Origin of the sequence: Sphingobacterium sp. xlx-96, assembly GCF_011007365.1 — a bacterium.
GTDB classification, from domain to species: Bacteria; Bacteroidota; Bacteroidia; order Sphingobacteriales; family Sphingobacteriaceae; genus Sphingobacterium; species Sphingobacterium luzhongxinii.
This window is the reverse complement of the sequence record NZ_WFKM01000015.1, coordinates 123,189-145,039: the sequence shown is the minus strand read 5'-3', so window position 1 is coordinate 145,039 and position 21,851 is coordinate 123,189. Positions and strand designations below refer to the sequence as shown.

At 39.5% G+C, this 21,851-nt stretch carries 17 protein-coding genes; 13 read left to right on the top strand and 4 right to left on the bottom strand.

Annotated elements, in window-relative coordinates:
• Positions 1–47 precede the first annotated feature (47 nt).
• The 6 genes from ccoN to G7B20_RS18270 are packed head-to-tail and all read left to right on the top strand — an operon-like array spanning position 48 to position 5,891.
• The gene (gene ccoN / locus G7B20_RS18295; RefSeq protein ID WP_164112865.1) at positions 48–2,192 is read left to right on the top strand and encodes a cytochrome-c oxidase, cbb3-type subunit I; all 2,145 of its coding nucleotides are present in this window, start codon (positions 48–50) and stop codon (positions 2,190–2,192) included.
• Between the two features lie 33 nt (positions 2,193–2,225).
• Positions 2,226–2,426, top strand: coding sequence for a hypothetical protein (locus tag G7B20_RS18290; RefSeq protein ID WP_164112864.1), 201 nt, complete (start codon positions 2,226–2,228; stop codon positions 2,424–2,426).
• Entirely contained in the window at positions 2,423–3,328 is a 906-nt protein-coding gene (locus tag G7B20_RS18285) for a cbb3-type cytochrome c oxidase N-terminal domain-containing protein (RefSeq protein WP_240452889.1), read from the top strand. The genes G7B20_RS18290 and G7B20_RS18285 overlap by 4 nt, the downstream gene beginning before the upstream one ends.
• A gap of 31 nt (positions 3,329–3,359) precedes the next feature.
• The gene (gene ccoG / locus G7B20_RS18280) at positions 3,360–4,751 is read left to right on the top strand and encodes a cytochrome c oxidase accessory protein CcoG (RefSeq protein ID WP_164112863.1); all 1,392 of its coding nucleotides are present in this window, start codon (positions 3,360–3,362) and stop codon (positions 4,749–4,751) included.
• A 12-nt stretch (positions 4,752–4,763) separates the two neighbouring features.
• Positions 4,764–5,189 carry a FixH family protein gene (locus G7B20_RS18275; RefSeq protein ID WP_164112862.1) on the top strand — a complete coding sequence of 142 codons (426 nt, stop codon included), beginning with the start codon at positions 4,764–4,766 and terminating at the stop codon, positions 5,187–5,189.
• Positions 5,190–5,198: 9 nt separating this feature from the next.
• Positions 5,199–5,891: a sulfite exporter TauE/SafE family protein gene (locus G7B20_RS18270; RefSeq protein ID WP_164112861.1), complete on the top strand. Its 693-nt coding sequence runs from the start codon at positions 5,199–5,201 to the stop codon at positions 5,889–5,891.
• Positions 5,892–5,902: 11 nt separating this feature from the next.
• Here G7B20_RS18270 and G7B20_RS18265 read toward each other — a convergent pair whose 3' ends face one another.
• Positions 5,903–7,264 (bottom strand): MATE family efflux transporter, encoded by a 1,362-nt coding sequence (locus G7B20_RS18265; protein WP_164112860.1) that lies wholly within the window; start codon positions 7,262–7,264, stop codon positions 5,903–5,905.
• 134 nt (positions 7,265–7,398) lie between these two features.
• Here G7B20_RS18265 and G7B20_RS19700 point away from each other — a divergent pair, with 134 nt between their 5' ends.
• The gene (locus G7B20_RS19700) at positions 7,399–7,920 is read left to right on the top strand and encodes a twin-arginine translocase TatA/TatE family subunit (protein ID WP_164112859.1); all 522 of its coding nucleotides are present in this window, start codon (positions 7,399–7,401) and stop codon (positions 7,918–7,920) included.
• An 80-nt stretch (positions 7,921–8,000) separates the two neighbouring features.
• A complete protein-coding gene (locus G7B20_RS18255) occupies positions 8,001–10,223 on the top strand; it encodes a Tex family protein (protein ID WP_164112858.1) in 2,223 nt (740 codons plus the stop codon).
• A gap of 27 nt (positions 10,224–10,250) precedes the next feature.
• Here the strand turns inward: G7B20_RS18255 and G7B20_RS18250 are convergent, their stop codons facing one another.
• Entirely contained in the window at positions 10,251–14,528 is a 4,278-nt protein-coding gene (locus G7B20_RS18250; RefSeq protein ID WP_164112857.1) for a translocation/assembly module TamB domain-containing protein, read from the bottom strand.
• Between the two features lie 144 nt (positions 14,529–14,672).
• Between G7B20_RS18250 and tsaD the strand changes: the two genes are divergently transcribed.
• Positions 14,673–15,680, top strand: a complete 1,008-nt coding sequence (gene tsaD / locus G7B20_RS18245; protein WP_164112856.1) for a tRNA (adenosine(37)-N6)-threonylcarbamoyltransferase complex transferase subunit TsaD — start codon at positions 14,673–14,675, stop codon at positions 15,678–15,680.
• Positions 15,681–15,682: 2 nt separating this feature from the next.
• On the opposite strand, the gene G7B20_RS18240 is transcribed toward tsaD, so the two are convergent.
• Both G7B20_RS18240 and sucC read right to left on the bottom strand, forming a co-directional pair.
• Positions 15,683–16,828, bottom strand: coding sequence for a calcium:proton antiporter (locus G7B20_RS18240; protein WP_164112855.1), 1,146 nt, complete (start codon positions 16,826–16,828; stop codon positions 15,683–15,685).
• Positions 16,829–17,092: 264 nt separating this feature from the next.
• Positions 17,093–18,289, bottom strand: a complete 1,197-nt coding sequence (sucC, locus tag G7B20_RS18235) for an ADP-forming succinate--CoA ligase subunit beta (RefSeq protein WP_164112854.1) — start codon at positions 18,287–18,289, stop codon at positions 17,093–17,095.
• Positions 18,290–18,430: 141 nt separating this feature from the next.
• On the opposite strand from sucC, the gene G7B20_RS18230 reads away from it, so the two are divergent.
• From G7B20_RS18230 to G7B20_RS18215, 4 genes are all read left to right on the top strand, one after another.
• Complete coding sequence (locus G7B20_RS18230; protein WP_205600281.1) at positions 18,431–19,084, top strand: ABC transporter ATP-binding protein; 654 nt, start codon at positions 18,431–18,433, stop codon at positions 19,082–19,084.
• A gap of 85 nt (positions 19,085–19,169) precedes the next feature.
• Positions 19,170–19,640 (top strand): hypothetical protein, encoded by a 471-nt coding sequence (locus tag G7B20_RS18225; protein WP_164112852.1) that lies wholly within the window; start codon positions 19,170–19,172, stop codon positions 19,638–19,640.
• Positions 19,637–20,197, top strand: coding sequence for an HAD family hydrolase (locus G7B20_RS18220; RefSeq protein ID WP_164112851.1), 561 nt, complete (start codon positions 19,637–19,639; stop codon positions 20,195–20,197). Before G7B20_RS18225 ends, G7B20_RS18220 begins: the two co-directional genes overlap by 4 nt.
• 19 nt (positions 20,198–20,216) lie before the next feature.
• On the top strand, positions 20,217–21,797 hold the full coding sequence (locus G7B20_RS18215) for a S41 family peptidase (RefSeq protein ID WP_164112850.1): 1,581 nt from the start codon (positions 20,217–20,219) through the stop codon (positions 21,795–21,797).
• The last annotated feature ends 54 nt before the right edge of the window (positions 21,798–21,851 follow it).

The window sequence follows — 21,851 nt, the reverse complement described above, 5'->3', positions numbered from 1 at the left end:
CAAATTTTTGTCTATACTTTTATATTGAAAATCAAATATGAAATGTAATGCAGCTAGAGCAATTTAATTACGACAACAGGATTGTACGCAACTTCGGGATTGCAACAATTGTCTGGGGTATCGTCGGCATGTCTATTGGTTTACTAATAGCGATGCAGTTGATATGGCCAGCGATGAATTTTATGACGCAGTACACCACCTTTGGTAGGGTGCGTCCGGTACACACCAACGCGGTCATTTTCGCTTTCGTTGGTAACGCCATTTTTATGGGAGTATATTACTCTTTACAACGGGTACTGAAAGCAAGGATGTTTAGTGATGTGTTGAGTAAGATCCATTTTTGGGGATGGCAATTTATTATTGTTGCATCGGCGATTACGCTACCTTTAGGTTTTACCAGTTCGCATGAATATGCAGAGATGGAGTGGCCTATAGATATTGGTATTACATTGATTTGGGTGGTGTTCGGTATCAATATGTTTGGTACTATTATAAAACGAAGGGAGCGTCATATGTATGTCGCTGTGTGGTTTTATATAGCGACTTTTGTCACCGTAGCCGTCTTACATATTGTTAATTCGATCCAATTACCAGTGGGTTTCTGGAAAAGTGTTTATGTGTACGCTGGGGTGCAGGATGCGTTGGTACAGTGGTGGTATGGACATAATGCGGTAGCGTTCTTTTTAACGACACCATTTTTAGGGATGATGTATTATTTCTTGCCTAAAATGGCTAATAGGCCTGTCTATTCTTACAAGCTTAGTATCTTACACTTTTGGTCCTTGATTTTTATTTATATATGGGCGGGACCACACCATTTACTTTATACGTCTTTACCATCATGGGTGCAATCTCTTGGGGTTGTGTTTTCGATCATGTTGATCGCTCCATCTTGGGGAGGGATGATCAACGGGTTATTGACGTTGCGTGGCGCTTGGGATAAAGTCAGAGCCGAACCTATCTTAAAGTTTATGGTTGTTGCTTTGACCTGTTATGGGATGGCGACGTTTGAAGGCCCCATGCTGTCATTGAAGCAAGTAAATGCGATCGCTCACTTTACAGACTGGATCGTAGCACACGTTCATATTGGGGCGCTAGGCTGGAACGGTTTTATGACATTTGCTATCTTGTATTGGTTGTTGCCTCGCATATATAAAACTCAGCTTTACTCAAAGAAACTAGCCAATGTGCATTTCTGGATAGGAACATTAGGGATCCTTTTCTACGCAATCCCTATGTATTGGGCAGCAGTTGTACAAGGGTTGATGTGGAAAGAGTTTACGCCAGAAGGTGTTCTTAAATATCCTAATTTCCTTGCAACAACATTAGAAATCCTACCCATGCACATGATGCGTGCGTTAGGAGGAGCATTGTATTTAACAGGTGTTATTATTATGACATACAATCTGGTGAAGACAATGAAGTCAGGGAAACTTGTAGCAAATGAGCCTGCAGAGGCTCCTGCCTTAATACCAGTTACTGTTAGCGAACGTTCGTCCCATAGACGATTAGAACGGAAGCCGGTTCTTTTTATGGTGTTGGCATTAATTGCTATTCTGATTGGTGGGATAGTGGAGATGGTACCTACTTTTATGATTAAGGATAATATACCTACGATTAAAAGCGTACAACCTTATACGGCATTGGAACTACAGGGAAGGGATCTTTATATTAAAGAAGGTTGTGTCAACTGTCATACACAAGCAGTAAGGCCTTTCCGGTCTGAGACGTCACGTTATGGAGAGTATAGTAAAGCTGGCGAATATGTTTACGATATGCCGTTCTTATGGGGGTCAAAACGTACTGGTCCCGATTTACATCGTGTAGGAGGTAAGTATCCTAATAAATGGCACTTTGACCATATGTTGGATCCGACTATTACTTCTCCGGGAAGTATTATGCCTCCCTACCCTTGGTTAATTGATCAACAGCTAGACAACAGTACACTGGTCGCTAAAATGAATGCGATGCGGATATTAGGTGTACCGTACTCTAACTCGGATGTGGACAATGCTGTAGCAAATGCAGAAAAACAAGCACAGATGATTGCGAAGGATTTAGCCTCTAATCAGGTGAATGTAAAAGCTGATCGTGAGATCATAGCGCTTATCGCTTATTTGCAACGTCTCGGCACAGATATAAAGGCTGAAGTAAAGACTACAGCAGATCAGACCGTTTCTGCAGAGAATTAAGAACTGAATATTATTCAATTAAGTTAAAAAGATATGTTCAAACAAATAACAAACTTAAATGGTGATGAGATGTATCTAATCACATCATTATGGATATTCATCATTTTCTTTGCAGTGGTTGGTATCATGTTGTTTTTTATGAAGAAAGATTATATCCAGTATATGAAGGATATACCATTTGACGAGTCGGAGAAAAAAACCAAGTGTTCATCTGAAGATAATTTGAAATTATGAGTTTATTTTTAATGGCTGCTGAACCTGTGGAAGGTGTTACCCAATGGAAATTTGGGGCGGCCGATTTATACAGCGATATCCTAATCATCGCTTTGATTGTAGTGATGATTACCTTATTGTTTTCAGCTATAGTGGTTAATAAGGCAATGAAATCCATTCTTCGGCTCACGATGCCAGAGCTCGCCAAACAAGAGGATGAAATAAAGCGATTAGCGAAGGCTCAAGGAAAAGGTAGGTGGGGGAGGATCTGGAGTAATCTATTGGAACTACGCCCTATTGAAGAAGAGAAAGATATGGTTATCGATCATGAGTATGACGGGATCCAAGAATTGAATAATCCTATTCCAACTTGGTTTAATGCTTTATTTTACTCTACTGTGCTCTTTGGTTTTGTCTATCTTTTGGTGTACCACGTTTTTGGATGGGGAATGAACCAAGACCAGGAGTATCTGCAGGAATTGGCCGTGGCTGAAAAAACAAAGCAGGAATACCTTGCTCAAACGGCTAATTTAATAGATGAGAGCTCTGTTCTGTTTGATGCTGCGCTGGCTCCAGCCGGTAAAGCAATATTTGCTGTTAACTGTGTCGCTTGTCATGGCGGTAATGGTGAAGGCGGAATCGGACCTAACTTAACCGATAGATTTTGGATACATGGAGGAGAAATTAAAGATGTATTTAAGACGGTTAAGTATGGAGTACCTGAGAAGGGGATGGTTCCATGGGAGCAAACTTTGACTCCCGGCCAAATAGCAGAGGTAAGTAGTTATATTTTAACACTTAGAGATACAAAGCCTGCTAATGCAAAAGCATCTGAGGGAGTTGAAATTAAGGCCTACGAATCTGAGGGGGGCTCTGCCGATGATGCAAACAAAACCACAACTGATTCAACTGCGAATAAATAGAAATTTCAATAGTGTTTAATTATTAGGAGCAATGGAAGCAGTAGTAAATGACAAAGGACCAGTATTACCTTCGAAAGAGAAAAAGAGAACTTGGATATACGCTAAAAAACCATCGGGTACATTTTATAATGCCCGACAGTATGTAGGCTATGGTTTGCTACTGTTTCTATTTGCCGCTCCTTTCATTAAGATCAATGGCAATCCCTTTGTGATGTTTAATATCGTTGAGCGTAAGTTCTCGATATTCGGAAATATGTTTTTCCCTCAGGATCTTTATATTTTCGTGTTTGGAACATTGATAGTTCTTGTAGGAATCGTGTTGTTTACGGCTATTTTTGGACGTGTGTGGTGTGGGTGGACCTGCCCTCAGACTATCTTTATGGAGCTTGTCTTTAGACGGATCGAATATTGGATAGAGGGCGATTGGACGCAACAGAAAAAATTAGATAACGGACCTAATACGGACGCTCGGGCATGGAAGAAATTGTTAAAACATACGGTGTTTTTAGTTATTTCATTTTTAATCTCCAATATCTTTCTTTCTTACATTATTGGTGTAGAGGCATTATTTAAGATAATCACTGATCCTATCGATAGTCATATAGGAGGATTGATTACTATTGTAATTTTCACCTTATTATTCTATGCTGTATTTGCCTTTGTGCGGGAGATTGTGTGTACCACGATATGTCCTTACGGAAGGTTTCAAGGAGTGCTGCTCGACGATCAAAGTCTTACAGTAGCTTACAATGAAAAAAGAGGAGAGCCTCGAGGTAAACAACGTAAAGGCGAAATTGATGCGAATAAGGGGGATTGTATCGACTGTAACTTATGTGTACACGTATGCCCGACAGGTATAGATATCCGAAATGGTATACAGCTTGAGTGTGTTAACTGTACGGCTTGTATTGATGCTTGCGATGCCGTTATGGAAAAGATCAACAAACCAAAGCGCTTGATCGGGTTTTATTCGTTGGGTGAAATCGAAGGAAAGAAAGACTTTAAGAAAAGCCGTGTTCGTCATGTTATTTATGCAATAATATTGTGTTTTCTGATCGGTGGCTTTGGGTTTATGATATTCAACCGTTCGCTAATAGGAGGTTCTTTGTTACGTGCTACTGGAAGTACATACCAAATTCGTACGGATGGGACTGTCAGTAATTTGTATACATTAGAATTGATTAATAAGAGTGGCAAGGAAATCACATTTGACTTGGTTCCTCAAGATTCTAAATTGACTATCCAGTTGGTTAATAATGTAGGCAAACTTTCAAAAGATGGATCCGCAAAACTGAGCTTCTTTTTAATAGGCGAAAAAGGTATTTTTGATAAGTACAAAACAGATATACGTGTAAATGTCGTATCCGAAGGCGAGGTGGTCGAGACATTAAAGACTACATTTATTTCACCTTCGGGATCTTAAAATAGCATAGGTATGAACTGGGGAATGAAAATAGTTGTAGGCTTAGGCACTTTTATGTTACTTATTGTCAGCGCAGGTGTTTATATGGTTTCGAAGGATACCGATACGCTCGTAGACGATGATTACTATGAAAGAGGCTTGGCGTACGATGATATTTACACGCGCAAACAAAACACCTTGGATGATGGGGCTAGGCCTCGACTGCAATTGGAAGGGGATACACTATCCATTTTTTTTATTGGAAATATCAATAAGGGTGAACTTAGCTTCAAAAGGCCATCAGACGGCAAATTGGATTTGAAAATTCCTTTTTACACCGTCTCTAATGTGTTTAAACTGCCACTTTCAACTTTTCTTAAAGGAAACTGGATACTGGAATTGAATTGGGAAAGTAAAGAAAGGAGTTATATGGATAGTCAAACCTTGTTTTTGCAATAGGAGGGATATATGACTTATTATTATCTGGCTTTTTTTATGGGGCTTTTTGGAAGTATTCATTGTGCTGTAATGTGCGGACCACTTCTGATAGCTATTCAAGGCAACCAAAAAATATCCTGGCAGCAGACTTTCAATAAATTGCTTTATCAGTTTGGACGAATATTGACTTATGGTGCTTTAGGCTTGTTATTGGGACTAATCGGGACTATGGCATCTGTTCAGGGTTGGCAACAGCTTTTCTCCTTGTTGACGGGTGCGATCCTTGTACTAATAGGTTTATCTCACCTGTTTGCTAAAAATTCCAAGACGTTGGCTCAGTTTCAAACACGGGCGATTCGACCCTTTGCAAAGCTTATGGGGCATTGGTTATACAGACCAGGAGGTGCTTTTGTTGCAGGTGTGTTGAACGGACTGTTGCCTTGTGGGATGGTGTACATGGCATTGGCATCCGCTATGAATGCCAATGGTACAGCATCAGGCTTTCAGTTTATGGTTTTATTTGGTTTAGGGACACTTCCCCTCATGTTATTGTTCTCCATTACTTCTCTATGGACAAAAAAGATGTTTAAGTTAAAATTTTCGACAATAATTCCAGTTTTTTATCTGTTAATGGGAGTTTGGTTTATCTTACGTGGAGCAAATTTGGACATACCTTATTTAAGCCCTCTGTTATATATTGATGGAGCTATTAATTGTGCTTAATGAAATCAGGATTATCCGGTAATTTTTAGTTTTTGTTTTGTAATATACCGGTATCGTGTATTGAGTAAGATGGACGAGGTTAACAATCCAAGTGTCAAACCATACCAAACCCCTTGAATCCCCCATTGAAAGTTTATTCCCATTACGTATCCAGTTGGTATACCCACAACCCAGTAGGCGATGAATGTAATTACCGTTGGGATATTGACATCCCCCATACCTCTTAAAATACCCAAACCGACAACCTGAGTGCCATCAAATAATTGGAAAAGACCTGCTATAAGTAGCAATTGTGCGGCCAAATGTATTACCGCAGTGTCTTTACTGATGAGGTACGGTAGTTGATGATTGAATATAGCAAATAAGGCGGCAGTACATATCATGAATAGTAATACCAGATGATAGGACACCTTTGCAAACTTGTGTAGCCTACCATACTTTCTATTACCAAAGCTATTGCCCACTTTAATGGTTGAAGCAGCTGCAATACCGCTGGCCATCATATAAGTCATAGATGCCAACGTGATGGCTACTTGGTGAGATGCCTGTTCTAAAGCTCCAATTTTACCCGCGATAAGTGATGCTCCAGCAAAAGCTCCTATTTCAAAAACGTACTGTAACGCAACGGGAGTTCCGATTTTTAGGATGGATAAAATTCTTTTTTTACGGATAGAGAATAACTTGAAATGAGTGGTATAACTTTTAAAATGTTTAGACCGTAATACATAGATCATCATGACCAACATCATTAGCACCCGATCAATTAAGGTTGCGATCCCGACGCCTCGTATTCCCATAGGAGGGATGCCGAACATTCCCTTTACCAGAATAATTGCTAGGACAACATTCAGTATATTTCCCCAGATAGTTACTTGCATCGCTTGCTTGGTAAATCCCAGCCCTTCCGCAAATTGTTTGAATGTATTGAAGGTCATCAGAGGCAATATGGATAGACTGAGCAATAGTAAATAGGGTTTAGCTTCCTTAACGACCGCAGGATCTTGGTCCGCATGCTGCATGGCAAACATAGATCCAAAATATACAACACAAAAAAGCAGTATCCCCGATATGATATTGATCCAAAAACTATTTGATAGCAGTTTTGCACATTCTTCTTTATTTGACTTACCGTTTTCTTGAGCAATAAGCGGAGTGAGACCGTAGGCGATTCCTAATCCTATTACTAAGACTACCATAAATACAGAATGAGTTAAAGAAACTGCCGCAAGCGAAATTGTGCCTGCAAAGTGTCCTACAATCATGGTATCTGCTGTTTGCACAAATGTGTGACCCAATTGAGAAATGACAACGGGCCCTGCTAGCGCCATCGTACTCAGGTAATAAGATTTATTGAGTTTTATATTCCCAAACATATTTTCGACTAGTTTGCAAAGGTACTAAAGTTTGAATTGAAAAATTAGGTTATAAATGTGTTCAAATAATTACAAGAAACTATTGATGTAAAAAGATAATAGACTTACCTTAGCCTTTCTAAAATTTTATAGTTATGACATTAGCATTTTTAAATATTGGTACGCAGGAGATGATTTTAATAGTAATTGTTATACTATTATTATTTGGTGGAAAGAAGTTGCCAGAGTTGGCTAGAGGGCTAGGTCGTGGTATTCGGGAGTTTAAAGACGCTTCTGAAGGAATAAAAAGAGAAATTTCGGATCAAATCAACAATTTTGAAAAAGATCTGGACGTTACGGTTGAAGACAGGCCAAAAGCGGATAGAACAGAAACTAAAGTAGCAAGTACGGAACAACACGACGTTGTAGTAGACGCGGATGTGGTTGCAGACAACGCTGCTGAGAAAAAGTTTCCACAGTTTTCTGCGCCTGAGAATACGTATCAACATAATCCAGGCGGACATCCTGTTGATGATACCGAGTATTATAAATATGGTTATAATGACCACTTTGCTTCCGAAGAATCTGCTGCCGAACCTGTAGAGGGGAAAGAAGTGGCCTCGAGTAAATCAGAAGAGGAATCTTCTGATACAAATACACCAACAAAACAAGCTTAAAAACTATATTTTAAATTTATGGAAAGCTGTTGAAATGAATCTTCAACAGCTTTCTCTTTCTTATTTGATTATCCCAATTTATGTTACACGAAATTATTATTTCGAAAGAGTTGTCACTGACAGACCGACAAGTGCGTACGACTATTGAACTCTTGGACGAGGGTGCCACTGTTCCATTTATTTCTCGTTATCGAAAGGAATTAACAGGTAGTTTGGACGAGGTACAGATTACAGCTATTCGTGACCGAATTCAACAATTGCGCGATTTGGACAAACGCAGAGAGACGGTCTTAAAATCAATTCAGGACCAAGGCAAATTGACACCTGAACTTGAAGCGCAGATTAAGTCTGCTGAAAACATGGCCGCTCTAGAGGATATCTACTTGCCCTATAAGCCGAAGCGCAAAACAAGGGCCTCCGTCGCACGTGAGAAGGGTTTACAACCGTTGGCTGAATTGCTGTTGAACCAAAATACAGGAGAAGTAGATGTGCATGCTGAACACTATATCAATACCGAACTCGGAGTCAACAATATCGAGGAGGCATTGGCAGGTGCTAGGGATATTATTTCCGAGACTATCGCTGAGGATGCCGAAGTGCGAGCCACTGTACGTAAGTTATTTTTGGCGAAGGGGCTATTTGTGTCACGAGTAGTACCAGGTAAAGAAGAGCAAGCGTTAAAGTATAAAGATTATTTTGAATGGAATGAGTCTCTAAACTCCGCTCCATCGCACCGTGTACTGGCTATGCGCCGGGGAGAAAAAGAGGAATTATTGTATTTAGATATTGAAGTTGAGGAAGAGGAGGTTATACCTCGTATTGAAAAAATGTATATCAAAGGCAATAATGAAGCTTCTAAACAGGTTGAATTGGCTTTAATTGACGGTTATAAGAGATTATTAAAGCCATCAATGGAAACGGAAGTACGTGTGTTGACAAGGCAACGTGCCGATGAGGAAGCTATCAAAGTATTTGCCGATAATGTAAGACAACTCTTGCTGGCGGCACCATTGGGACAGAAGCGGCTTTTGGCTATCGACCCTGGATTCCGCACAGGATGTAAGACTGTTGTATTGGATGCTCAGGGCAATCTGCTAGAAAATACGGCTATTTTTCCACATACGGGAGCTGGAGGAGCAATAGAGGCGGAGAAGACAGTAAAACACCTAGTCGCAAAATATAGTGTTGAGGCTATTGCAATCGGAAATGGAACTGCGGGGCGTGAAACGGAAGATTTTGTTCGCAAATTAAATCTAGAAGGAGTCACCATGGTTATGGTGAATGAAAGCGGAGCTTCTATCTACTCGGCTTCCGAAACGGCTCGTGAAGAGTTTCCGGATTATGATGTTACTGTGCGTGGAGCGGTATCTATTGGGCGAAGATTAATGGACCCTCTCGCTGAATTGGTGAAGATAGACCCGAAATCAATTGGAGTAGGCCAGTATCAGCACGATGTGGATCAAAATAAACTACAGTCTGCATTGGATGATGCTGTTATTTCTTGTGTGAATGCGGTAGGGGTAGAACTCAATACAGCATCTAAACAGATTTTATCTTATATATCTGGTTTAGGACCTGCTTTAGCGCAGCAGATTGTAAATTATCGGAAAGAAAATGGACCATTTAGTTCGAGACGTGAATTGAAGAAAGTACCTCGCTTGGGAGACAAAGCGTTCGAGCAGGCCGCAGGTTTTCTTCGTATCCGCAATGGCGAACATGCGCTTGATGCTTCGGCTGTTCATCCTGAAAGGTATCGTTTGGTCGAACAGATGGCAAAAGATTTGGGTGTAGAAGTAAGAGAGTTGATAACAGACGGACAACTTAGAAAGCGTATCGATTTAAAGCAATATATAAATGATGAGGTAGGATTACCGACCTTAAATGATATTATTTCCGAATTGGCCAAACCTGGCCTAGATCCACGTGAGCAGTTTGAAACTTTTTCGTTTACAGATGGGGTCAATGCCATTGGAGACCTTAAGACGGGTATGAAACTGCCAGGTATCGTAACAAATATTACAAATTTTGGAGCATTTGTGGATATCGGTGTGCATCAGGATGGTTTGGTGCATCTTAGCCAACTGGCTAATCATTTTGTTTCAGATCCACATGAGATTGTCAAAGTACAGCAGAAAGTAATGGTGACAGTTACAGAAGTGGACGAAAAGCGTAATCGTATAGGACTGTCCATGAAGACTGAAGATAAAGCTCCTCGTAAGCGTTCGGTAAAAAAGGAAACACAACATGCACCAGAAACAGATATGGCATCTAAACTAGCTGCACTGGCAAGCAAGTTTAAGTAACATAAAGGCTCTCCAATTGGAGAGCCTTTATTTTTTTAAAGCTTCTTTTGGTTTTTGTTCTTTTCGATATCCCCAATTCCACATTTTTCTCCAGAATTCACTGAAAGAGTCAAATTCTTGCCTATATACAACACCAAAGGCACTGATGTACTCCCCGTCATTCATGCGTATCAAAAAATTGCGGGTATATGGTCTATTGTAAGCTCTTAGAATAAGATTTCCATCTTTTCGCAATCGGTAGGTCAATTCAGCATCGGTTGTAATCCCCTCTCTAAAAAAGGTAAGGTCATTTGCTTGATAATTGGTCCGGTCTGTGATCCCACCTGTCAATATCAGCCGATCATTCAGAAGTCTGACGGATGCAGAAGCGTCATTGAAGGAACGTATGTTGAGGTCAAAAAAATTGACATTGAGTGACTGAGAAATGATATTGTTAAGCTGGTTAAATGCAATCTCCGTTCCTGCAGATAACAGTGTACTATTTACTTCTCTTCCAATTTCACTCGTAGAATTTGGCGTGAAGCTTCGTCGTACGATGAGACTTAAGGCTTGTTGGTTGACATTGTTGATGTCGCTTAAATAACTTTGAAGTTGATCCTTGATGTATGGATTTTGTGGGAAGTTAAGGTCAAACGTGATATCGGGTTGCTCCAACGTACCCTTTATCAGCATATCGGCCTGTGCTAGTACCCGCTCGTCATCACCAGTTCGTCCTGCTGCATTATATAGCGGACCCACAGCAGTTCTTTGTTGGTAGATAGCTGTAAGGTTGATCGTTGCTTCATTTGGTTTGCCTGTCCATCGAATAGTTCCGCCCTCGCGGATGTCAAAGTACTTGTTTATAAAATCCTGAGCCGTGAAATGAAACTTTCCAGTATTTACAGTGTAATCACCAAACATCTCGAAATCCCCAAGGGATGTTATTTTCATTCCTATCTCTCCCAATCCGTTTCCTTTCAGTGAACCTAGATTTGTTTGTAGATTGATTTCCGCATCAGCTGTTAGACTCAGGTCCATATTCATTGTAATTCCTTTGAATAGGGATTTTTTACGTTGCTTTTCATTTTCCGTAGAGTCCTTGCTAATGAAATAAATAAAATCGCTTTCTTCCGAGACAGTCATTGCACTATTGAATGGAATAGTGAGCGTAGTTCCTTTCTCCGATTTTGCTTTTATGTCAATATCAATGGCAGAAGTATATCCTTTGAAACGGAATACTCCTGTAGCATGTGCTGTACCGTAGTACAGATTATTGTCCTTATAATTGGTGTTTAACACCATGAAATTGTTTCCATTAACGTCAACATCGATGTAAGGTGTTGCGAGTTTAGAAAGATTGACAATGCCATTTGCTGTTGCAGTTTGATTTTTGCTGTCCCGGATTTGAAGGTTTTGGAGCATTATAGCATTGTTTTCGACCATAGCCATCTGATTGTCCACATAGTAATCCGTTTTCAGGTAGTTCACGGTAAAGGATGTGTTTGTAAATCGTCCCAACCCGGTTATTTTAGGATTTTTGAAGGTCCCTTTTATATTGACGTCTGCATTTCCCTTTCCCTGTAAATTGGAAACCAGATTTTTTAAAAAGGGTTGAAATAACGTCAAGTCCGTTTCTTTGAGCTTCCCTGATAAATTTAACGGTTCATTTTCATCGAAAAAATTATAATTACCATTAAGGTTAATACCCCTTTCTTGTTCATCAAGAAGGGAGAGATCTATATTTGCTGTGCCTATGTCCGGATCAAAATCACCTTTTAGTTTCAGTTGTCCGATGGATACCCCATTATAGATAATGGGGGTAGTCTGAATTCTACCCGAAGCAAAGGGTTTTTTGAAGAGTGAAGTCAATTCAACATTACCACTCAAGAAGCCCTTTAATTCAATGCCTAATGGTTTGGTTATCCCGTTGAGTGACGTTAGACTAAAGCGGTCAAATAGAATATTGATTTTGTCATTTTCATTGGATACGATACCATCGAGTTTTACGCGTTGTTCTGCTTGGCTTAATATCAGATTTGAGATGTAGAATTTTCCTTTTGAGACACGCATCGCTGCATCATTATTGAGATGCCAAGCTTCTTTATTGATTGTAATAGAAGAAGGTTTAAATTTTATATAAGCAGGTGCATTGTGTTCAAAGTGTATGTTGCCATGAAGATCAAGGTGATTGACAGCACTCTTTTCAGACATGCGTACATTGAATAAGAGGCTATCATTGGCCAATATATTACGGATAGCGATGCTGTTGATATAAGTGCTATCCCCAATACTCATCCGATCCGCTAGCACATCGAGGGAAAATGCACGATCATCTGCTTTTTCTTGGATAGATAGGTTCGTTAATTTGACTCCCTTGTAAATCAATGTCGGACTGTAAGCTACAAAGCTAGCCGTGTAATTTTCAGACGAAAATATAGCATTCAGGTGCGCACCATCAGCGATATTCAATGACGGGTCTAATAAAGGTGCGATAGGCTTGAAAGATTTGACATTTATTTCTAAGTTGAAATCCTGGACATCGTAAGGCTGTGTTTCAATTCCTATGGCTGGCGCATAACGCATAGCCAATGATTTAAAATAGGGTACAATTGTATTAAGGTCAATAATGCCTTCCATTTTAGCATCTAAAACATCTGATGCTAGTGTCAGCGATCTGTTTGTTTCATTACCTTCAGCCGTAAATGCTAAGGATTTAATCCTGAAATCTCCTTTTGTCGTTGAGAGCTCGATAGAATCAGCATTGAAATGTCCTACAATAGTATTTAAAGAATTACCAATTAAGTTGGTGTTAATGTTTGCTTCGTGGATGGTGACACTGTCTTTGTTTAGTAATTTCAGTTTATTCAACGCTGCGTGATGTACTTTGGCATCCAACAGATAGCTAGGAGAACTTTGTTGCCAGTCCAGAGTTGATCTATAATCTACCTTAAGGTTTTCATCATTGATATCACCCTGTATCTCTAGTTTTTTATTGGTCAGGCTACCACTGACTAAGACCTGTTCGTAGGTGTAGTTCAATAACTCGCTGTTTTTCATCTTTCCTGAAAATTGAAGGGCCAATTCTTCTAATGTCAAGCCATTTCCCTCAAAACTTACTTCTAGAGATGAGTTCCCAATACTTGAGGAAGAAACGAAAGTACCGATGTCGAAACGAGGTGATGACAATTCACCTTTGTACTTCAGAGCCCTTGTTATATCGATGTGGCTTTTTGTCTTTAAGCGGCCTATCGCTGTATTAAATGTCCCATCTACTAGGAAATCATTATAGAGGCCATTGAAAGCTCCTTCAAATGTTACTTCTTTAAGACGATGAAGTTGATCTGGGAGACTAAAATTCTTTTTGTTCGCGAGTTGAGATACTATTTTTTCTACATCCTGAGGTGTTGTATGAAGCTTTTTTAGGTCAGCAATAAATAGAGTCTTATCTATGTAAGGGAGGCCTTTTATGGATAAATCTCCTTTTAACTCTGTATTTTGTCCTGTCGATAGATGAATATTTCGTGCCTTGATATTTGAGACAGTGCCTCTAAGAGTAGCACGGTGTACTTCTGTTTTAAAGATGACATGACGCATAGTCGGCGCGAAGAATTCAATATCACGAGAGTCTACGGATGAGTTTTTGAGAGTGCTCTTGATATTTACTTTGGTAAGAAACTCGGAAAAGTCATTTATCTTGTCATATTCAAAACAAACATAATCCTGTAACACCGATCGGTTTGTCTTTAGATATAGTTTCTTAAACTCCATAAGCTTGTCACTATAAGAAGCATAGGTGTTAAGTTTCTGAATGGATAGTCCTGATTTTTCAAGTAGTGTAAAGCCCGTTATTTCTGCTGAAATGATGGAGTCTAATCTGATTTTATCGAAAACAGCAGAGAAATTCTTGACATCTAAATCAGCGAAATTGACGCCTCGATTATTTTTTTTGAAGTTGTGGTTACGTAGTTTAAAGCGATTATCTACAAGTTCGACCTTGTCTAATCTAAAGCTAAATTGTTGCTTCTTTTTTTTCTTGTTGTCTTTTTTTGGAACGAAGTATTTTGCTAGACTAGAAAAATTTGAACTGTCTTTGTAGAGTTCAATATTAATATATCCCTCGTCGAGATAGAGCTCTTCAACAATTATTTTATTATTTAATAGTTGAGATAATACCAAATCCGCTGAAAGTTCTTTGATGCTCATTAATGGAATTCCTTTTCGATCCTTGATGGCGAATCCTTGGAGAGTGACGGCGGAAAAAGGTTTGAAGTATACGTAGTCGATCTGAATATCGCTATCGAGTTCCTTGGATAGATAACGCGCCACCTTTTGAGAGAGATAAGTCTGGACGCTTTGAAATTGTAGGACAAAAATAGCCGCAACAACAAGCAGCAGGATACTGACAGTAGTAATTAGCGTTATTTTTAGTATTTTTTTGATACTTTTGTGTTTTAAAATTACTTCCTCAAAATGGCTATTATCCTCGGAATAGAATCCTCTTGTGACGAAACTTCAGCATCCATCTGTATAGACGGTGAAATTAAGTCAAATATTATTGCGAGTCAAGCAATTCACGCGAAATATGGTGGTGTCGTCCCGGAATTAGCATCGAGGGCACATCAGCAAAATATTATACCGACTGTTGACCAAGCGATAATACAGGCCGAAATTACAAAAAATGATGTAGATGCAGTAGCTTTTACGCGCGGACCTGGTTTATTGGGCTCTCTTTTGGTTGGAACTTCCTTTGCGAAATCTTTTGCACTAGCGCGTCAGATTCCGTTGATTGAGATTAATCATATGCAAGCCCATATTCTAGCACATTTTATTGACAATCCCCAGCCATCTTTTCCCTTTTTATGTCTTACCGTGTCTGGAGGCCATACGCAAATCGTATTAGTGAAGGATTACTTTGACATGGAGTTGATTGGACAGACATTAGATGACGCAGCAGGGGAGGCATTTGATAAAACTGCGAAAATTTTGAATCTTCCATATCCGGGAGGGCCCTTGATTGATAAGTATGCACAATTGGGCGACCCCAAGGCTTTTACTCTTCCTGAGCCACAGATACCCGGTTTGGATTTTAGTTTTTCTGGTCTCAAGACAGCCATTTTATATTTGGTGCAACGCAAAGTGAGTGAAAATCCATCTTTTTTAGAGGACTATAGGGATGATGTGTGTGCTTCTGTACAACAACGTATAGTGTCTATTCTATTGAACAAAGTAAAAAAGGCAGCTAAACAAACGGGCGTAAAAGATATTGCTATTGCAGGTGGAGTATCTGCTAATTCCGGTCTACGGAAAGATTTACTGGCCATGGGCGAAAGGTATAAGTGGAATGTGTTTATTCCCAAATTTGAATACTGCACAGACAACGCGGCGATGATTGCCATCGCCGGTTATCATAAATATCTGAAGAAAGACTTCGTCGGGCAGGATATCGCTCCTTTAGCACGTATGTCTGTCGGGTATTAAACTTAAGGGTTAAATACGAGAAGGATAAATAAGAAAAATAGGATAATATGCATGATGCCTAATATGGGAGACGTGCGCTTACCTAAGAAGCTCATCAAGCTGAGCAAAAGTGTTATAATAAATAATATTGTTTCTGTTGATGTAAGACCTAAAGCGACCGTCTTACCAGTCAATAATCCGATAGTCAGTACAGCCGGTACTGTAAGTCCTACGGTAGATACAAAGGCTCCATGACAAAGGTTAATTGCTCGCTGAAACTCATTATTTAATGCAGCTTTTACAGCAGTCATCGATTCCGGTGTGAATACGATAATAGCAATCAACACTCCGCCTAAAAGAGGAGGAAGCTGTGTGGTCTTTATTCCGTAATCGACAATACTGGCCATGTGGTGAGACAAGAGTACAATAGGAAGGATCATTGCTATAAGTAAGACACTACGAAGAATAATTTCTTTTTTATCAATAGATTCTCCGTTTTCTTCGGTCAATTCTCGATTGTTATTACGTTGTGCATAGACGATTTCCATGTGACCGGATTCAGGTTGTAGATATAGATGTCTATATCCCTTCATTTGATAAGCAAGAAAGAAGGCGTATAGAATGGCTATCAACAAAGAAATTCCGATAGCTTGTATATTCGTAAATATTCCGTTTCCTGCTCCTTGGATAAAGTTTGGTAATAACATAGATATTCCTGAGAGCATGATAATCATCGAGAGATAAGTCATTGTGCCTTGCGCATTATATTCCTGTTCGCCGTATTTCAACCCTCCAAATAATAAACATATCCCTACCACTAGATTCATGATAATCATCATCACGGAGAAAATAGAGTCTTTTGCTATTTGAGCCGATTCACCGGGGCCTAACAGCACAGCCGAAATAAGTATTACTTCAATTGCGACAATCGATAAGGTAAGGATTAGTGTACCATAAGGTTCGCCTAGTTTGTGTGCCAATTTATCGGCCTCTTTTACCACACCAAAAGATGAAAATATGATGGTACTTAATAGTATTACGAATAAGATAGATCCATTAAGAGGGTTCAGCTCTTGGCTGAAGTCGTGCCCATAAATACTAAATACAAGAACAACTAACCAGATGATAACTAGTCTGAATATTGTCTTCTTTGAGAAAATAGTGTTCATAATGACTTTAAATATTAAATGTTTTTGTCACTTGCAAAAATCGGTTTTATAGTAGTAATAAATTTTTACATATGTTAAAAATCTGTTCTGTGGATTCCGAGTTTTTAGAAATTTGTAAGGGAATGTAAGATTGTTATTCGGTTCTTGGATTTTCTTTGCCTTCGTGTATTCCGGGGGGGGACGATATAAAAAACAAAAAAAGTATAGAAAAAGGAAAAGGGGTAAAATTTATTTTACCCCTTTTCCTATCTTATTGTTGAAAGATTATTTTTCGCCTAATACTTTTGTAACAAGTTCTGCAGCTTCTTTCAATAATATTGCTGAGTAAACTTGTAAGCCAGACTCATCAATTAATTTTTTAGCTTCTGCTGCATTAGTTCCTTGAAGACGAACGATAATCGGAACAGGGATGTTGCCAATTTCGTTGTATGCATCAATAACACCTTGAGCGACACGGTCACAACGTACGATACCACCGAAGATGTTGATTAAGATTGCTTTTACATTTGGATCTTTAAGGATGATGTTGAATCCTGCTTTTACAGTTTCTGCATTAGCAGTACCACCTACATCTAGGAAGTTTGCAGGTTCACCACCAGCTAGTTTAATGATGTCCATTGTTGCCATCGCGAGTCCAGCACCATTTACCATACAACCTACGTTACCATCCAATTTAACATAGTTTAAGTTGGATTCACCCGCTTCAACTTCTGTTGGGTCTTCTTCTGTGATATCACGCATTGCAGCGATATCAGCATGACGGTATAATGCGTTTTCGTCTAAATTTACTTTAGCATCAACAGCTAAGATTTTATCATCAGATGTTTTTAACACTGGATTGATCTCAAACATAGAAGCATCGATAGAGTCGTAAGCTTTGTATAAAGCAGCTACGAATTTAACCATGTCTTTGTGGGCAGCTCCTGATAAACCTAGGTTGAAAGCAATTTTACGAGCTTGGAAACCTTGAAGGCCAACTTTAGGATCGATTTCTTCTTTGAAGATTAAATGAGGAGTTTTTTCAGCGACTTCTTCGATGTCCATACCGCCTTCTGTCGAGTACATGATGATGTTACGACCAGTTCCGCGATCTAACAAAACAGACATATAGAACTCTTTGGTTGCACTATCGCCTGGGTAGTAAACATCCTGTGCGACTAGCACTTTATTAACTTTTTTACCTTCAGGACCTGTTTGTGGAGTAACAAGTTGCATGCCGATGATATCTGTAGCACGTTGCAATACTTCATCATGGTTTTTGGCTAACTTTACGCCACCACCTTTACCACGGCCTCCTGCATGAATTTGTGCTTTAATCACAACCCAATCCGAGTTGAATTCTTCTTTCATTCTCTTAGCAGCTTCAACTGCTTGCTCAGGCGTTTCGGCAACGATTCCTTCTTGGACTCTTACACCAAAACTCTTAAGTATTTCTTTTCCTTGATATTCGTGAATGTTCATTGATAAAAAAATTTGACGTAAAAATAGGGTTTTTATTCTTATGGAACAAGGCTAAAAATTAAAAGCTTGTTCTATAAGGGAGGTGTCTGTAGGTCGTTATAGGGCTTGGTTTTTGATTCTTTTTAGTAAATTCGCATTATGATTCTTAAAGCCACAAATATTCATAAGTCTTATGGTTCACTACCCATACTAAAAGGGGTAGATTTTGAAGTTCAACGTGGAGAAATAGTTTCCATTGTTGGTGCTTCGGGAGCAGGGAAGAGCACTTTTTTGCATATTATTGGCACATTAGACAAAGCAGATAGAGGCGAACTTTTTATCAATGATACCGCCATACATACGTTGTCCTCGAATGAAATGAGTGCATTTAGAAATAAACATATTGGATTTGTGTTTCAGTTTCACCATTTGCTACCCGAGTTTACAGCCCTGGAAAATATTTGTATCCCTGCTTTTATTAATGGTACTCCTACACAAAAGGCAGAACGTAGAGCGATGGAACTATTGGATATTCTTGGTGTTGCAGATCGGGCGCAGCACAAGCCGAACGAGCTTTCTGGAGGTGAACAACAACGTGTCTCTGTCGCCCGGGCTTTAATTAATAATCCTTCGTTAGTATTAGCCGATGAACCTTCTGGCAATTTGGATTCTGAAAATGCAGCTTCTTTGCATCAGCTTTTTTTTAATCTGCGGGATACAATGAATCAGACATTCATTATTGTTACGCACAATGAAGAGTTGGCGGGAATATCAGATCGTACGATCCATATGCGTGATGGACTCGTATATGCGTAGCGAATAGATTTGAAATGCCACTGTCTTCGAAACGCCTAAACAGGCCAATCAGTAAGCAGGCTTTCAATAGTCAAACATATCATACATGAAGAAGATTTTACTTACCTGTGCCACACGTTCATTTTCAATGCGTGTCGCGCAGTTGTTGTCCCCTCATTTTGAGGTTATATCAGCAACGTCAGACGAAGTGCCTACAGTCTTGCAGGGGCGTTATCACAAGATTCCGAAAGGTGCAAATCCTACCTATGCTCATGAAGTTCTTAAAATTGCATTGGATTTGAAATGCGATTACGTTCTTCCTTTAGCTATAGATGAAATTGTTACGTTGAGCGGCTCTTTAATTCTTTTTGAGGAGTATGGGATTCACGTATTATGCCCTGGGATCGCAGATTTAGAAATGCTTTCGGTTTTGGACAATCCAGCAAAGGAGTTAAAGTTAAGTCTTTTTGTCGGCGGGTATGATGTTTTCGGGGTGACATCAGAATCGGTTGCTTTCGATGGTTTGGGCATGCTTTCCGATTCAGGAGATGCATTTATATTAGCAGTTGCCAAATGAAGTTAAGCGAAATATCTTTTGACAAAGTACTTTATTTGTTCGAGTTGGACGATGTGCTTTTTTGCAGGCGAGAATACTTGTTACAGGTTTATTATCTTTTCGGTAGTTTTTATGAATTTACCGAAGGGACTGCGAAGGCCAGTGATATGGCCGAGTTTATGAAGAAAGTATACGATCATCACGGTGAGGAAGCTGTATTTCCAGCAATAAAGGTCATGTTTGGGGTTGATGATAAGTATGAAGTCAATTTGCAGCGTTTGCAGGCTAACGCACAGCTGCCTCTTAAGTTAATATTACCGGAAGCACGAGCCGATCTTTTAGTGCGACTGGTCGAAGATAAAAGGCAGGTTGCTGTATTGACAAAGGGTAATCCTGTTGAGCAATTAAACAAATTGAAATTTTTAGATTGGGGCAAGGCAGATTCGATCAAGCATACGTTAAAAGTATTTTTTGTGGACGAGCTTGAGTTTAAATCTTTCGTGCCAATTGATTATATTGCATCAGAATATGATTTGCCGAAAGATCAGATTGTTATTGTTAATACGATTGTAGATTAGTTATAGAACGATTGTGTGTATGAAAAATAAAGCATCCTATATCATACTTCTTGCCTGGGTAATTATAACGGTCGGATGTAAGAAGACACCTCCAAACCTAAAGGAGGATACGGAGATTGAACCCCCGCAGAAGACAACGGTTTATAATTCTGATGTCAAGGAGAATATGATCAAAGACAGTGTCTTTTATTATACTAAACTATTTTCATTGTGGCAGGACAATATGCCACCAAAGAATTTGAATGACTTGAACAAACCCGATTTAATCCGTACAAAATATACGCAGTATTTCGAGCGAGGAGAACATGTGCTGGATTGGTTAGTGAGCCTAACTCCCAAAAATACCGAAACGGGACAGCCTATAGACAGGTACAGTTATTTGGATCGAGCGGGGGTGGTAAGTGGCGAAGTTCAAGACGCGATATCTACAAGTTTTGGAATGCAGGTGTTTTATCTACAAACAGAGAGCACTGGAAATAACGCGGATTTGTATGTCCGTATGGTTGAGAAAAATTCGTCGGCATGGGAGGTCGGAATGAGACGTGGTGATAGGATTATTAGTATCAATGGCGATACCAAGATAGACTATGATGCGCAGAAGGCACAAAGTTTTAGAAGCTTAAACGGTTATCTAAATGCATACACTTTGACTGTCGTATTCCAGCAGCCCTCAGGAACGATCTTAACGCAGACTATTACCCAAAAGCCATTTGAAAAAAATCCAATCTTAGATTACCGTGTTATTTTGAACAACGGTAAGAGGATTGGATATCTTGCTTTTAACTCTTTTCTAGCGATAGAAAAGTCGGAGAATGGAAATTGGATAAAAACTTCAATGTATGATAGATTTGAAGAGGCTCTGAAGAGTTTGCAAGGCATCGATGAGTTTGTTGTTGATTTGCGATATAATGGAGGAGGTGCTGTAATCACGGCCGAGTACTTGGCCGATTGGTTTGTGCCGGCTTCCAAAAACAAAGAGCTGATGTATACCTCTACGATGAATAGTTATTTTCAGAAAGAGGGGTGGACACGTCCTGGAGGTGAGTTTGGTCCAGTCTTTTTTAATAAAAGAGGAGGGATAGAATTAAAGCGTATATATTTCTTAGTGTCGAGTTCAACTGCATCCGCCAGTGAGCTTTTGATTAATGTGATGAAACCTCATATCCCTGCGTTTATGATAGGGACGAAGGCAGTAGATGCCAACGATAGAATAATTGACGAATATACCTATGGTAAGCCTGTTGGTTTTTGGGAATGGCCCATTGTGGAGGATGCGAATAACCCCGGCAATGATGTTAGTCTTTACCCGGCATCGTTCAAGACTTATAATAAACTTGGTGAGGGCGATTATTTTAACGGTATGAAGCCGAGTGCACATGTGTGGGAGTTTAGTAATTTTCTGGATTTTGGCCAGGAGGGAGAGTCTATGTTACGTGCTGCGATTACGCATATTAATACGGGCAGCTTTACGGCTCCATCTCTGCGATCAAGTGGTTTTGTCCGGAAAAACCGAGTTATGGACGAGCGGATACAACAAAGAAGTAATACGAGGGGACGTATGTTCAAGTTTAATAACGGGACATCACGTTTTAAAGAATAAGGTTATAGCTCCTCTCTAAAAAATCTAAATAGATGAGGAGAGCTACAAAATTCG